The organism is Syntrophomonas wolfei subsp. methylbutyratica, assembly GCF_001570625.1.
Lineage (GTDB): Bacteria > Bacillota > Syntrophomonadia > Syntrophomonadales > Syntrophomonadaceae > Syntrophomonas > Syntrophomonas methylbutyratica.
This window is the reverse complement of the sequence record NZ_BBQT01000004.1, coordinates 1-13,600: the sequence shown is the minus strand read 5'-3', so window position 1 is coordinate 13,600 and position 13,600 is coordinate 1. Positions and strand designations below refer to the sequence as shown.

Genomic DNA, 13,600 nt, shown 5'->3' with positions numbered 1-13,600 from the left:
ATTTTTACCTCCCTAAATAAACTTTCATTTTCTTTCAATATATCTTTAAATCACAATATTTTATTTTAGTTATGAAAAGCAGTCCTCTCCTTTAATTGATAATCAAAAATCTTTATTTTTAAATATATGCCAGGAGCCCATCAGAATAAATAGAGCCAAAATGAGAATAACTATCATGGCAGTTGTTTGTATTGAAGAAGTAAAAAATATATCTACACCGGTCATATAGCGGTAGATGTTTAAATAAAGCATTCCAGAAATCTTTCCCATTAAGCCTAATGCCACGAATACAATTACCGATGCTATGACCGGCTTAATAACATCATTGAATGTAATAGAGAAAAAAACAACCACAGAATACAAAAACAATGAGCTTATACTTAATTGCAGGCCATACATCAGGGCTTGTTCCAGACTAAAATTAAAATCATGAAATAAGGCTATAACAACCGGCAAAATACTCCCGGCAGCGATTATCAGAAATATACCGAAAAAGCTGGCCAGGATTTTACTCAGGAATATCTGTTTGCGGGTCCGGTTGGACAGGAGAAAATAGTTGGTATTCTGTTCTGTTTCCCGGGCAAAAAGAGGAAATGTCAAGATTATAATGGCCAGAAGAATTAACTGATAAAGGTTTTTCCCAAACCATTGTGACCAGACATAAAAGTCAATATTATTAAAGAGTTCTAAAAGCTGTTGATTCAGTGTTTCCATATCGAGAAGTTGATTCAGAAACGGGGCCTGTTTCAAGCCCTGCGTGATTTGCGCTATATCGGCCACGGTCTTAAACCACTCATAATTGGACAGTACAAAATAACCTGTCAATAAGGTAAGAAATAATAATATTGTTCCCCGCCAGCGTAAATCCCACAATTCTTTAATCAAGAGACTCATTCCTCTTCACCTCCATTTTCCATCAGTAGCAAGAAAATATCTTTTATATTTACATTTTCAGGATTCAGGAAAGCAAAGTCAGCCTGCAATTTTTGCCGGGACTCCATACCGCCCTGACAGAGAATAAGAGATTGCTTATGCTGATGGTGAGTGGCAACAATATCAAGGGTCGATGGAGGTATAGCGGAAAGTTCGCTTTTTCCCAGTTTTAAGAGAAAAAGTTCGCTTTTCAGGTCATCCAGGTTGCCATTAAGCACCATATGTCCCTTACGCAACATAGCAAGAGTATCAACGCTTTCTTCTATTTCTCCCAATTGGTGAGATGAAAAAATAATAGTCTTGCCCTGCCAGCTCTTTTCTTTTATCAGCTGCAGCATTTGTTCCTGCATGATTGGATCCAAGCCCCGGGTAGGCTCGTCCAGGATAAATAACTCGGCTGAACGGGCAAAGGTTAAAATAGCATAAAGCTGGGTCCTCTCTCCATAGGAAAGCGTGGATATTCTTTTTTTGCCTTCCAGGGGGAAAATATTCTTTAACTCCAATGCCTTATCATTATCCCAGCCCGGAATTATACCACTGGCATAGTCCAACATTTTCTTGACCGTCATATTATGATAAAGGTTTTTATTTTCTGGCATATATGATATTTTAGCCTGCAGCTTTTCTCTTTCAAAAGGCCGGTGGCCTAATATCTCAATATAACCCCTATCCGGGCGGACTATATCCATAAGCAGTTGCAAAAGGCTGGTTTTCCCTGCTCCATTAGGACCTAAAAGTCCGAAAATACTCCCAGCTTCAAGGGATAAATCAGTAATTTGCAGGGTAAAGCTGCTGTTTTTATAGCTTTTGCAGAGTTCTTTTATTTGCACCGCGTACATGCTATTCATCACCTCCATATGCACTATTAATGCTTTGCATTACGAGTTCGGTAAATTTCTGGCGGGATACTTGGTATTTCCGGGCGATGTCTACAATTCCGGCCATTTCCTTGGCGAGTATTTCTAATGCCTTTTCTTCCATGGTTTTTTTATCAGAATCTTTAATAAAGTAGCCTACTCCCGGGCGGGAATAAATATATCCTTCGTTTTCCAACTCTCGGTAAGCTCGGGCTACTGTATTGGGGTTAATTTTTAAATCACGGGCCAATTCCCTAATGGAAGGGATAAGCTCATCCCGGCTCAATTTCCCACTAATAATATCCCCCTTCATACTCTGAGCTATCTGTTGATAAACAGGTTCACCCGAGTGAAAATCTACTTTTACCCATATCAAGCAAGTCACCCCCCGTACTGCACCATCTGTATTAATTATGCTAATACAGATGGTGCGCATTGTCAACTGCATAATCATTAATAGCTTTATATTATGAATATCTGCAAAAGTATGAAGAAAGCGAGTATTAAACAAAAAATGGGGGAAGAGGTGAGCGAACTGGGGTTATATATCGCCACTTTAAAAGGGGTAGCGGTAGTAAACTTCGTCCCAGCTATCGGGCTGTCCATTTATATAACTACGCTCCCAGAATTGGAAATTATGATTGCGCTCCACTAATATTATCGTGGTTAAACAAGTACCATAATTAGGACTCGTGACAAATAAAGGGGCCAGCATTCTTTCCATTTCCGGGCTAACACCGGTTTGGGGTAAGTCCTGCTCATCCGGCAATTCCCGATCGCTCATCATGGCAAACAATTGCCCGGCTTCAATATCATCATGCTGTATAAGTTGGGCCAGTGCCTTTATTCCCTTGCTTACTTTAGGCCAGGGTGTATTGAGCAAGGCATTGCTTAAACCATGAACACCAGCTGGAATTTGGCGAATAATATTTTCTCGGTTGGAGTAGTAATACATTGATTCATTGGTTCCCATTAATAGATTGAAACCGTTATAAGCACTGCCTCCGTTAAGCAGGTCGGCTGTATAAGTCTTCGGCGCCAGATTGCTGCTCAAATAATCTTTAACCAGGTGCCCCCGCGACCTGGCCTCCGGTCTAAAAATGGAAGGATCCCGGTAATTGGTCAAAGCAGCCAAACATCCATTGGTGGTTATCCCCATCCAGGTGCCGCCTTCCTTCAGATCTCTTCCCGCCAGAATATCGGGATGGTCCGGCCAAAAAGCGGCAGCTGCCGTGGGACGCTGGTAAAACTCATCCCGGTTTGCTGCTACCACCAACTTGTAACGGGGATGACAATCATAGGCAAACAATATTATACACATAATTCCTCCCGATTCACCTGCCCGCCGGCAGGGAAATCCGCCGCTGTTTTATTTACTCCCTCCAGCTGACCTCTCTCCCGCATCCGCACTTTCCGATTTATAACAGCCTTCGGCATTACATATTCTCCTTTCGGATTTCCACATTTCTGATTTAAGAATATGGTGAATAGGTGCTGCAAGTCAAGAAAAAGGCAATCATATAGATCCATTACTCTTTCCCCGTGGTCGAATACCAGGTCACAGCAACACAAAAATGTTTCTTTTTGAATACCCTAATATTGTAAATATACAAGGGGGATGATAAAATGGCGAATTTAGCCAAATACAGGTATACCACTGGCCCAATCAGTATTAGCGAGTTTATAAATAACATTCGAATTCTGGTGTTGAATAACGGAGCAAAGAGGCACAATGCGAGAGTTAGAATCTTTAATCTTGACCCAAAACCAAAAAAGAGGTATTCGATGAAACCTTTACGATTGCCGCCAATTCCAAAATCCAAACGGAATTTATCCCCATGTTTAATGCATTTGAAGTGCAAATTCTAAGTGATAGCCCCCGGATTCTGATCTGGGTAGGCGGACGCTCCGGCAATGAGAATCTGGAAGGGAATACGATATTGCATAAAGACCTGGTTAGATTCTAGGTGCCGGGATGTACAGGTTATGTTGCATGCTCCCTGTTGTTTCCATAACATAAAATTATTCCTTCAACTAACTGCAGGAAAATTAACAGCACTTGTTGAATCTTATACATGTACATGATACCTCAAGCTCCTTTGCTCGGGAGTGGATGTTCTTTTTTGTATTTTATTTGAAATGTGGTGGAATTTATGAAGCTTAAGTTTCTCGGGGCGGCCAAAACGGTTACTGGTTCTTGCTTTTTAGTGGAAACTGGCGACTTTCGTTTTGCTGTAGACTGCGGCCTTTTTCAAGGCTCCAAATCTTTACAGCAACGCAACTATCAGGATTTCCCGGTTGATCCGGCCAGTATCAATTTTCTCATATTAACCCATGCTCATATCGATCATAGCGGTTTAATCCCCAAGCTTTGTAAAAAAGGCTTTACCGGTCCTATATACTGCAGTCAAATAACTGAGCAACTATGCCAGGTTGTCCTTCCCGATTCTGGTTATATACAAGAATCGGAAGTGGAGAGGAAAAACCGCAAGCTTAAGAGGTCAGGCCTGAAATTACTCGAGCCCATCTATACAGCCCAGGATGCTCAAAACTGCCTTTCTCAGTTTCATCCTCTTAATGCTGATGAAATTATAAAGGTTAATTGCAATATTTCCATAAGGCTTCGTACCGCAGGACATATCCTGGGGGCAATGATTGTTGAAGTTTGGGTGGAGGAAGAAGGTAAAAAATCTAAACTGGTCTTTAGCGGTGACCTGGGTAATGTTAACCAACCTCTGGTTAAAGACCCATCTATAATTGAAAACACTGATTATCTTATTATTGAGTCCACCTATGGCAATCGCCTGCACGATGATTCTATGGATCGGGCGGAAAAGTTCTTGCAGGTTATTAATGAAACTATGGCCAAAGGTGGCAATCTAATCATACCGGCTTTTGCTGTGGAACGCACCCAGGACTTGATATATGATTTAATAATGCTTGGTTATGAAAAGAAATTGGACCCCCATATGCAGATATATATAGATAGTCCTCTGGCTATCGCCGCAACTGAAATTTTCGTAAAAAACCGGGATTCTTATGAGGATAACACCCGGGCTTTTATGACTAAAGGGGATCCCTGGCAATATATTAATCTAAATCTTACTCGCACCCGGGAAGAGTCCATGCGCTTAAATGATTGTGTTAACAAATCCATAATAATCTCAGCCAGCGGCATGTGTGAAGCCGGAAGAATTAAACACCATCTCAAGCATAACCTGTGGCGACCGGAATCAACCATACTATTTGTTGGTTACCAGGCAGCCGGAACCCTGGGCCGGCGCATTTTGGATGGTGAAGAAATAGTCACTATTCATGGTGAGAAGGTTGCCGTGAAAGCAGATATACGGCGAATCGAAGCTTACTCTGCTCATGCTGATAGAAATGGCCTTATCGATTGGCTGATGAGTTTCGTAGTTAAACCGCGGGATATATTTATAGTCCATGGAGAAGAAGAAGCACAATTGGCACTGGCTGAGGCCATACAACAGAAACTAAATGTGCCTATTTTTATTCCTGATTGGCTGCAGGAATTTGAACTTATAGCCCGGGAAGAAGAGGTTCGGCCCAGTTATGTTCATAGCAGCAAGGAACTGTCGGAGGCGGTTAAGGCAGAACAAATGTACCTGCAGGTCTCCTTAAAACTTAATGAAATGTTTAGAGAAAACTGGACCCGGGGAAATTATGCCAAGATAATTGAAGCCATGCAAAATATCTCCTCAATAGTGGATTAGAACCCTCTGCCTGTTTAATAAGAAAAGCGAGGGGTGAGGGGTGAGGGTTTTTTTATACTTTTTCCCACTTCCGCAGGGACAAGGTTCATCTATGGGCGGCGTGGTGGACTGTTTGCAAACAAATCCTTTAAATTAATTTGCTGCCAATCGGAATAATCCAAAGCACGAATCCACAGGGTAAGCTCTTCAGGAACAGCTATTACCTGATATACAGTGCCTTTGTGAAGAGCTCCGCCGTTTTTCACTTCAATATCCATGAGTTTTTTCATAGCATTGATGTCCAGCTTACCGAAGAATTCTTTGGAGTTGGCAAGATTTATAAGATTATTATAACGAGGATCATCTTCTGCCTTAGGTGGATCAGCCACTTTATCTTTCCATTCAGCGGGATAGGGCGGAACAAAGCTATTATAGGCAGCCAAGATACCTTTTTGTTCACCTGTTCTCACACGAGTTCCAAAAGTCGCTCTCTCTACGGATACGCATTCTTTCTTATCGGCAATCTGAATGATATGGGAAAGATCTGCCGGAATTAGCGATAGATATTCCGATGCTTCATCAATTGTACTGCATTGGTTTAGCGTCGTTACCAGCACAGAAACGGTATCTTCACGGTCTTCCATGTATTGAGGATCGGAGGCTGCTCCATTATTAAGTTCAATAAATAGTCCTTGGTCATTCATGCCGGTTTCAAGGTAAACACTGCCAAGAGGATGTATATTGGCAAAGCTATTTCCTGAATCAGGATTGAAAACAACTACTGCCAGATACTTCATGTATTTTTCCAGAGCTTTTCTGTCTATGTCCCAATTCCTGCCTAATACAAGATTACCGTTAGCTGTATACTTGTCCCAGGCAGCTAAAGCACTGCATGCACTGGGAGGCTCTCCTCCCAAAGCCAAACCTGAAAGGCTGGATATACCGGCATTCAGAATTAACACTTCATCCAGGCTTAGCCCTGATGTCTCAGCGATCCCCTCCAATAATTCATTAAGGGGCAAACTGAAAGCGGAGGCTAGAATTTTCGCATTTTTGAGCTGCTCATTATAATCCATTCCTCGCGTTTTAATATCGTTTGATATATCTGTATAAAACTCGCGCAATTCATCTTGAACAAGCCCTCCGTATTGGCGCCCCATCTCTCGCCAAGTGCCATTTAGGGTGAGCACCCAATAAGCACCATTGTCTGTTTTAAATGCCGTGCCGTCTTCAAATTCTTTTGTTTCTGTCAGAAGACTTTTATTTTCGTTTGGGCTGCAACCTGCAAGAAAACTTGTAAAAACAAGCGATAGCAAGAGAATGACAAGCAAAAATGCGCGGACATGATAAAATTTATAACGATTCATAATAGCAGTCTCCTTGTATAATCATTTTTTCCATCAATGAAAGGATAGATCGACACAAATTTTAGGTGCAACATAGCCGCGAAAATGATGGGGTGATAGTTTTCCCGCTCAACCTTGATACATGCCACTAAGTTCTGCATCTGCGCATTGATCTCCTGCCTTTCGGCTAGCGTTTATTGAGAATCTGCCCGGAGGTAACTACAACGGCATAAACCAAGTGAGCGGCCAGGTACGCAACCCGGCCACTTTTACACAAATTTATTCAGAAACTAAAAACCGCGTGGCGGCCAAAAAAAACGGATTTACCACGCGGCTATTTTTACTGGAGCCGATGGCCGGATTTGAACCGGCGACCTGCTGATTACGAATCAGCTGCTCTGCCACTGAGCCACATCGGCCTAATTTATTAACACATAGATAATAGCAGGACCAGCAGGGTCCCGTCAAGCGTCAGGAGGACAGGGCCGCGAACCTGCAGCACATTGGCATTGATTAGTTGTCCCAGGTTAATTCTTGTCTGCCCTCTGGCTTTTGCTCTCCACCAGGTAGTAATAACTGGGGTTGTTGGCGACAATAGTCTGGCAAGAGGGGCATGTTCTGTTCAAATAAGCCTTTCGGTCAATAATCTGTACCATCTTCCTCAAGGTGGCTTCGGGAAAACTTTTGCTACATATAGTACATTTTTCCATTAACGAGTCTCCTCCAAAAACATATGCATATAAGCCGGCAAAATTGCTCTATTAACTAAACCTTCCCAGTGCTTTTCTTCCCGGTCTTTAAGCATCGGAAGAAAGTGCGGAGCAGTTTCAGCACATCGCTGCAACATGACGGGGATTAAAACCCGCCACCTGTTTTGTTAATCGCTTAAAGAAGCACCCTGCGGGCACAACTGATGTTCGCTTCGCTCACTATTAAGGATGCGGGAGACATATTTCGCCTCGTTATAAGTAGGCCCGCATGAATTCCAGTTCGATTTCAGCCAGTTGGCGGATTTCGCACCGGGCCAGTTCCCGAACCTCTTCATCTTCATCCGCTAATTGTTCTAAAATCAATTTCTCAAAAGGTATGGCACTCATACGGCTTACAGCTTCTTCCACCTCCAGCTTGCAAAAGAAGGCATTAAAAATATTTAAGAGACTATGGAAATACTCGGCCACCCAATTTTCCACCTGTTCCTCATCCAGAACACCGTTAATGCGGTCAAATTTACTAAGGTGCATTTTCTAACCCCCTTTAACCCTGCCGGGCTTCCTCCCCAGCTTTGACAAACGTTTTCTTACCCATCAACTTTGTAAAAATACACAGTGGAACACATTTATATAATCATAAATACTGCCCTCTATCAAGGGCGAATAACCCTGATTTGGAAATGAGGTTCCATGTTTTCCGATGTATCCTTATTCTAAATCAAGGATAAGCTTTTCATCAAGGCCTATAAATTTTAGCTTCTGATATATGATTCTCAAACTGCAAGCCTGGCTACAAATAGTTATCCTTTGGTGGACAAAAGTAGATAAGGTAGGAAGCGATGAGCGCTTTGAACCTATTTTAAACATATAATATAATTGAATACTTTATTATCAAAGGAGCTGGCCAGGATGAAGAAATATCTCATTATTAATGCTGACGACTTCGGCTTATCCCCCGGAGTAAACCGGGCTATTGGGGAGCTTCACCAGGCGGGAGTAGTCTTCAGTGCTACGCTCATGGTTAATATGCCTGGATTCAAAGAAGCGGTAGCCCTGGCTCGTCAATGCCCGGCTTTGGGAGTAGGCCTGCACTTTAATTTAGGCTACGGTACTCCTATCTGCCCAGCCAAGCAGGTAGCTTCCCTGGTTAACCAAGAGGGGTACTTTTCTCAACAGGCAGATAATTGGAAGGAGAACGAGGTGGAACTGGAGCTGGAAGCACAATGGCGCCGGCTGGTGGATGCGGGAATAAGACCTACTCATATTGATTCACATCAATTTATCCAGTGCTACTTTTCGGTTTTTCGCCCGCTGGTAAAACTGTGTCAAAGAAAAAAGCTCCCCCTGCGCCGGATTCCGGGAGAGCCTCTACTGAACCTGCGGCGTCCGCCTGCTGCTGATTATAGTTTATTGGATACCTACTTCGATGGGAATGGGAAAGAACGGCTGCATAAGAATCTCGAGTCTTTGCGTCCTGGAGTTACAGAATTAATGTGCCACCCTGCTTATGTTGATGATACTTTAATTTCTATTTCCTCCTGGACCCTGGTTCGGGAAGAGGAGCTTAGGGTGTTTGCTGATAGTGATTTGCTTCCACTGATTAAGCAACTGGATATAAATCTTATCCATTACGGGCAAATCAAGTTTTTTCGCTAAGCTATTCACTATCTGCTAGGTTTTTCACCTGGCATATGGCCCTGCAGCGCAGGGGCTCCTGGTTAAATATTAACCACCCGTACTATCTTCACATAGGGCCGGCAGAGCTCGGCTATTTCCTGCATTTCCTCCGGGCTGAAAGGTACTATCGCTTCATAGGAAGGAGCGAGGGTTTGGGCCGGGTTGAATTGCTGCAGAGAATAGAGGCGGGCGCCCTTGATGTACTGGGCAATACTGCAGATGTCTTCGGGGCTGTGCAGCAGTGGCACTACTGTAGTACGGAATTCCACCGCAATTCGGGCATTTTGCAAGAGGTTGATAGAATTGCGGATGTTGAAAAACTGCCGGGAGCTTAAGCGGCCACTGGCTTGCAGGTATTTTTTGAAATCCAGCGGGGCCTTTATATCCATGGCCACATAATCCAGCAGTTTTTCCTGTAAAAGATAAGCCAGCAGCTCCGGGTTGCTGCCATTGCTGTCCAGCTTTATGAGATAGCCTATTTCCTTAATACGCTGCAAATCCTGGGCCAATTCCGGGTGCAGGGTGGGTTCCCCGCCGCTTATGACCACTGCATCGAGGAAGCCTTTTCTTTCCCGCAGAAACTCCAGTATGGATTCAATATCATATGTTTTCCCATCTCCAATATTGCCTATTTCTCCCCCGGCTTGCAGCTTGTGTTCTGCTCCCGGCTCTCTTTTTTCCTCTGCCAGCAAATGGACGTTATGGCAGAAGGGACAACGAAAATTGCAGCCCCGGGTGAAAAGCACGGCAGCGATTTCACCCGGGTAATCCACCAGGCTTTGTTTGATAAGACCAGCATATTTCATCAGGCAGGCCCGCTCCTTTAACCCTTAATCCATAGGTGTTTTGTTTATCCGCTGACAACTTCCGAAGGCTGGATTTCCTTTTCCTTATCCACAGCCCGGTCAAACATTTTTCTGCTCTGGAACTCGGCCTGCTTGCCCGCATTCCACTGGTCGATCGGCCTCAAGTAACCCACTACCCGGGAATAGACCTCACAGGTAGTCTCTTTGCCTTCGGCGGCACAGATGGGGCAATTATAGTTCTTGCCGCTGATATAGCCGTGGCTCGGACAAATGCTGAATGTAGGCGAAAGGGTAAAGTAGGGCAGCCGGAACTGCTCGCAGACTTTCTTTACCAGCTTGCGCGTAGAATCGATGGAAGGCACCGATTCGCCCAGGAAAATATGGAAGACGGTACCGCCGGTATAGCGGGTTTGCAGCTGATCCTGCAGGCTCAAGGCCTTGAACAAATCATCGGTATAATTGACCGGCAGCTGGGTGGAGTTGGTATAGTAGGGCTCTGCTCCTCTCCGATAATCCGCCTCATTGGCTACGATGATATTGGGATAGGCCTCCTTATCCTTGCGGGCGATTCCATAGCTTACCCCTTCAGCCGGAGTTGCTTCCAGATTGTATATATTGCCGGTTTCCTCCTGGTAGGCCAAGAGTCTTTGCCGCATAAAGTCCATAACTTCCTGAGCAAAGGCCATTCCTTCTTCGCTGGCGATATCGGAACCCAGGAAATTAAGGCAGGCTTCATTCATAGCAATTAAACCGATGGTGGAAAAATGGTTTTTCCAGTACTGTCCCATGGCTTCCTTGACATTACGCAGGTAGAACTGGGAATAAGGGTAAAGTCCTGATTCGGTAAGGTTCTCCAGTATCTTGCGCTTGATTTCCAGGCTGTTATGGGCCATATCCATAAGGCTGCTTAGACGCTGGTAAAAGTCTTCCTTATCATGGGCCAAATACCCCAGGCGGCTCATGTTGATGGTAACCACACCGATGGAACCGGTCAGGGGATTGGCTCCGAAAAGCCCGCCGCCTCTCTTCCGTAATTCCCGGTTGTCCAGGCGCAGGCGGCAGCACATGCTGCGGGCATCTTCCGGGTTCATGTCGGAGCCGATAAAATTGGAGAAATAGGGAATACCGTATTTCGCGGTCATTTCCCAGATTTTATGATAGTTGGGATTGTCCCAATCAAAATCTTCACTTATATTGTAAGTGGGAATGGGGAAGGTGAATACCCGCTCTTCCACATCCCCCTCCATCATAACTTCGGCAAAAGCCTGGTTAAACATGTCCATTTCTGCCTGGAATTCACCGTAGGTGGCATCCATATAGCGCCCGCCGATTACCACCGGTTCATTTTTCATGAACTCGGGCACCTTGAGATCCAGGGTAACATTGGTAAATGGAGTCTGGAAGCCTACCCGGGTGGGAACATTCATATTGAAAACGAATTCCTGCAAGCCTTGCTTGACCTGGCGGTAGTCCAGATTGTCATAGTGGATAAAGGGGGCCAGGAGGGTATCAAAGTTGGAAAAGGCCTGAGCTCCAGCCGCCTCACCCTGCAGGGTAAAAAAGAAGTTGACAATCTGTCCCAGAATAGAGCGGAAATGTTTGGCCGGGCCGCTGGCCACCTTGCCGCGCACCCCTTTGAAACCTTCCAGCAGAAGATCGCGGATGTCCCAGCCTACACAATAGACCCCAAGAATCCCCAGGTCGTGAATGTGAAAATCACCTGAAGCCTGGGCCTGCCTGATTTCGGGCGGGTATATCTGATTAAGCCAGTACTGGGAAACAATCAGCGAAGATATATGAAAATTCATACCCTGCAAAGAATATGTCATATTGGAGTTTTCCTTGATTCGCCAGTCGTTGCGCCCCAGGTAATCGGCAATAATCTTGTTATTGAACAGCAGCTGGTTGGTTTCACGCATGTCTTCATGCTGCTTGCGGTAAAGTATGTAAGCTTTGGCGGTTTTGTAGTTGCCGTTCTTGACCAGAACCCGTTCTACCAGGTCTTGAATACCCTCAACGGTGGCTATCTCATCGTCATCCACATATTGGGCAATCTCTACTACCTTGTCGGTCAAATCCAAAGCCATCTGATAATCCTTGCCGCCTACCGCCTGGGCCGCTTTCCAGATAGCTTTGGTAATCTTCTCATTTTCAAAGGGAACTATGCGGCCATCTCTTTTCTTAATCTTGCTGATATCCATGAATGCGAATCCTCCTTTTTACTAACCACAATATATAGTGGTGTATACGGTCTTACACCACTATATTAAGTATAATTATTATACCCCGCCCGTCAAACAGGACAAGTCTCCCTTAAGAGAATCTGCATTATTTATGCCTATATTTTTTACCTAATCAGGCTGTTTTATCGTATTGCTCAAATTTTTGATATCAAAAAATATTTAGGGGGGTAATTAGAAGTGAAGGTTGGCATCTTGAACATCAGCACTTATTCCATTTTATTTTCTACCAAGGTAAAAAAGTCTTCAGGACTATCGTAACTCTTTATTTTGCCGCTATTTGCTTCTTTGAAAGCTTCAGCCATGGCTTTCCAATACATCTATCTTCAATTCTTTTGTAAACTGCGAAGTAAGGCGGCTATATTAGCTTTCCCTATATTTCTTGCAACTAATTCCATTACGGCTGCATACAAAATTCCTTTACTATCAGTAATCGTAACTCCGTTTAATTCCAAAAAAACTAAGCCGGTTGCCAGAGCGGTTCTTTTATTGCCATCAACAAAGGGATGATCCCGGCAAATATAAAAGATATATGCTGCGGCCATCTCAAACAGGTCAATATTCAGGTATTCCCCGCTAAATGTAGCTTCCGGTCCAGCAACAGCAGAACAAAGTAACTCGTTATCATGTATTCCTGGATGCCCGCCATAACGCTCAACTTGATCTTTGTGAATCTCCACGACTTCCCCGATGCTTAGAAACAGAATATCATCCATGCTATTCGCCTAACTTCCGGAGCGTATCGCCATGGTTTATGTTTACTTTTTGAAGAGCTGCCTGAAATCTTTCTTCTCGAAGTGGTTCCCTTACCGGAGAAATAATTAGGCTTTTCCCGTCAGTAACTAGCTTTAAGGGTGTAGTGTTATTGATATTTAGAAGTTCCAAAATCGCTTTGTCAATAATCAGTGCTGAACTGTTTCCATGTGCAGTAAGCGTTTTTATCATCGCGGCCCCTCCTTGGTAACACAATATAATTACATTATATCACCGTTAGTAAATAAATATACTCTCATATTTATCTGTTTATGAAATTATCAACCTCATCGAGTGTCCCTAAATCAAATATTGCTTCCGCCAAGTCCTGCAGCTTTTCTATCGGCATAGTCATCACCCTGTTTTCCATTTCAATCGGCATATGTCCAAACTTCTTTTTCAACTGTCGCAGCAGTATGCTGGCCTGGCCTTCCGCTTTGCCTTTCACTCTGCCCTTTTCTTCCCAGGAAGTAGTTATCTCTATCATTCTCTTGGCCTCCTTTTCATCTACCTTACCCATCTCTTCTTCTAGTTTTCTCTCTTCCTCCTCATTTAATATGAGGTA

17 protein-coding genes, 1 tRNA gene and 1 pseudogene are annotated in these 13,600 nt (G+C 43.9%); 3 read left to right on the top strand and 16 right to left on the bottom strand.

The window, feature by feature from the left end; all coding sequences use genetic code 11:
* Positions 1-102 precede the first annotated feature (102 nt).
* The 5 genes from AWB54_RS04540 to AWB54_RS16490 all read right to left on the bottom strand — a co-directional run bounded on the left by AWB54_RS04540 (position 103) and on the right by AWB54_RS16490 (position 3,227).
* Positions 103-894: a hypothetical protein gene (locus tag AWB54_RS04540; RefSeq protein ID WP_061213434.1), complete on the bottom strand. Its 792-nt coding sequence runs from the start codon at positions 892-894 to the stop codon at positions 103-105.
* On the bottom strand, positions 891-1,781 hold the full coding sequence (locus tag AWB54_RS04535; RefSeq protein WP_160328907.1) for an ABC transporter ATP-binding protein: 891 nt from the start codon (positions 1,779-1,781) through the stop codon (positions 891-893). Before AWB54_RS04535 ends, AWB54_RS04540 begins: the two co-directional genes overlap by 4 nt.
* A complete protein-coding gene (locus AWB54_RS04530; protein WP_061213432.1) occupies positions 1,774-2,166 on the bottom strand; it encodes a GntR family transcriptional regulator in 393 nt (130 codons plus the stop codon). Before AWB54_RS04530 ends, AWB54_RS04535 begins: the two co-directional genes overlap by 8 nt.
* Before the next feature lie 180 nt (positions 2,167-2,346).
* Positions 2,347-3,111 (bottom strand): NRDE family protein, encoded by a 765-nt coding sequence (locus AWB54_RS04525; RefSeq protein ID WP_061213431.1) that lies wholly within the window; start codon positions 3,109-3,111, stop codon positions 2,347-2,349.
* On the bottom strand, positions 3,102-3,227 hold the full coding sequence (locus AWB54_RS16490; RefSeq protein WP_268873635.1) for a hypothetical protein: 126 nt from the start codon (positions 3,225-3,227) through the stop codon (positions 3,102-3,104). Before AWB54_RS16490 ends, AWB54_RS04525 begins: the two co-directional genes overlap by 10 nt.
* Before the next feature lie 401 nt (positions 3,228-3,628).
* On the opposite strand from AWB54_RS16490, the gene AWB54_RS16485 reads away from it, so the two are divergent.
* Positions 3,629-3,757: a hypothetical protein gene (locus AWB54_RS16485; protein ID WP_268873634.1), complete on the top strand. Its 129-nt coding sequence runs from the start codon at positions 3,629-3,631 to the stop codon at positions 3,755-3,757.
* A gap of 186 nt (positions 3,758-3,943) precedes the next feature.
* Positions 3,944-5,524 (top strand): MBL fold metallo-hydrolase RNA specificity domain-containing protein, encoded by a 1,581-nt coding sequence (locus AWB54_RS04510; RefSeq protein WP_061213428.1) that lies wholly within the window; start codon positions 3,944-3,946, stop codon positions 5,522-5,524.
* Here AWB54_RS04510 and AWB54_RS16655 read toward each other — a convergent pair.
* The 6 genes and pseudogenes from AWB54_RS16655 to AWB54_RS04490 form a co-directional block, all read right to left on the bottom strand.
* Positions 5,510-5,617, bottom strand: a complete 108-nt coding sequence (locus AWB54_RS16655) for an SEC-C metal-binding domain-containing protein (protein ID WP_082736034.1) — start codon at positions 5,615-5,617, stop codon at positions 5,510-5,512. The two genes, AWB54_RS04510 and AWB54_RS16655, sit on opposite strands and share 15 nt — an antisense overlap.
* Entirely contained in the window at positions 5,614-6,870 is a 1,257-nt protein-coding gene (locus tag AWB54_RS04505) for a C45 family autoproteolytic acyltransferase/hydolase (RefSeq protein ID WP_061213427.1), read from the bottom strand. Before AWB54_RS04505 ends, AWB54_RS16655 begins: the two co-directional genes overlap by 4 nt.
* Positions 6,867-7,028 (bottom strand): annotated as a pseudogene (locus AWB54_RS16650) (Fic family protein); the annotation flags it as partial. The pseudogene AWB54_RS16650 and the gene AWB54_RS04505, both read right to left, overlap by 4 nt.
* 165 nt (positions 7,029-7,193) lie before the next feature.
* A tRNA-Thr gene (locus AWB54_RS04500) sits at positions 7,194-7,268 on the bottom strand.
* Between the two features lie 108 nt (positions 7,269-7,376).
* On the bottom strand, positions 7,377-7,559 hold the full coding sequence (locus tag AWB54_RS04495; RefSeq protein ID WP_061213426.1) for a hypothetical protein: 183 nt from the start codon (positions 7,557-7,559) through the stop codon (positions 7,377-7,379).
* A gap of 252 nt (positions 7,560-7,811) precedes the next feature.
* Complete coding sequence (locus tag AWB54_RS04490) at positions 7,812-8,090, bottom strand: hypothetical protein (protein WP_061213425.1); 279 nt, start codon at positions 8,088-8,090, stop codon at positions 7,812-7,814.
* A gap of 378 nt (positions 8,091-8,468) precedes the next feature.
* Here AWB54_RS04490 and AWB54_RS04485 point away from each other — a divergent pair, with 378 nt between their 5' ends.
* Complete coding sequence (locus AWB54_RS04485) at positions 8,469-9,215, top strand: carbohydrate deacetylase (RefSeq protein WP_061213424.1); 747 nt, start codon at positions 8,469-8,471, stop codon at positions 9,213-9,215.
* A 62-nt stretch (positions 9,216-9,277) separates the two neighbouring features.
* On the opposite strand, the gene AWB54_RS04480 is transcribed toward AWB54_RS04485, so the two are convergent.
* The 5 genes from AWB54_RS04480 to AWB54_RS04460 form a co-directional block, all read right to left on the bottom strand.
* Complete coding sequence (locus AWB54_RS04480; RefSeq protein WP_061213423.1) at positions 9,278-10,042, bottom strand: anaerobic ribonucleoside-triphosphate reductase activating protein; 765 nt, start codon at positions 10,040-10,042, stop codon at positions 9,278-9,280.
* 44 nt (positions 10,043-10,086) lie between these two features.
* The gene (locus tag AWB54_RS04475) at positions 10,087-12,243 is read right to left on the bottom strand and encodes a ribonucleoside triphosphate reductase (RefSeq protein ID WP_061213422.1); all 2,157 of its coding nucleotides are present in this window, start codon (positions 12,241-12,243) and stop codon (positions 10,087-10,089) included.
* 365 nt (positions 12,244-12,608) lie between these two features.
* Positions 12,609-12,998 carry a type II toxin-antitoxin system death-on-curing family toxin gene (locus AWB54_RS04470; protein ID WP_061213421.1) on the bottom strand — a complete coding sequence of 130 codons (390 nt, stop codon included), beginning with the start codon at positions 12,996-12,998 and terminating at the stop codon, positions 12,609-12,611.
* Position 12,999: 1 nt separating this feature from the next.
* Positions 13,000-13,227: an AbrB/MazE/SpoVT family DNA-binding domain-containing protein gene (locus AWB54_RS04465; RefSeq protein ID WP_061213420.1), complete on the bottom strand. Its 228-nt coding sequence runs from the start codon at positions 13,225-13,227 to the stop codon at positions 13,000-13,002.
* 70 nt (positions 13,228-13,297) lie between these two features.
* A partial coding sequence (locus tag AWB54_RS04460) for a DUF4351 domain-containing protein (protein ID WP_153014657.1) occupies positions 13,298-13,600 on the bottom strand: 303 nt, incomplete at its 5' end.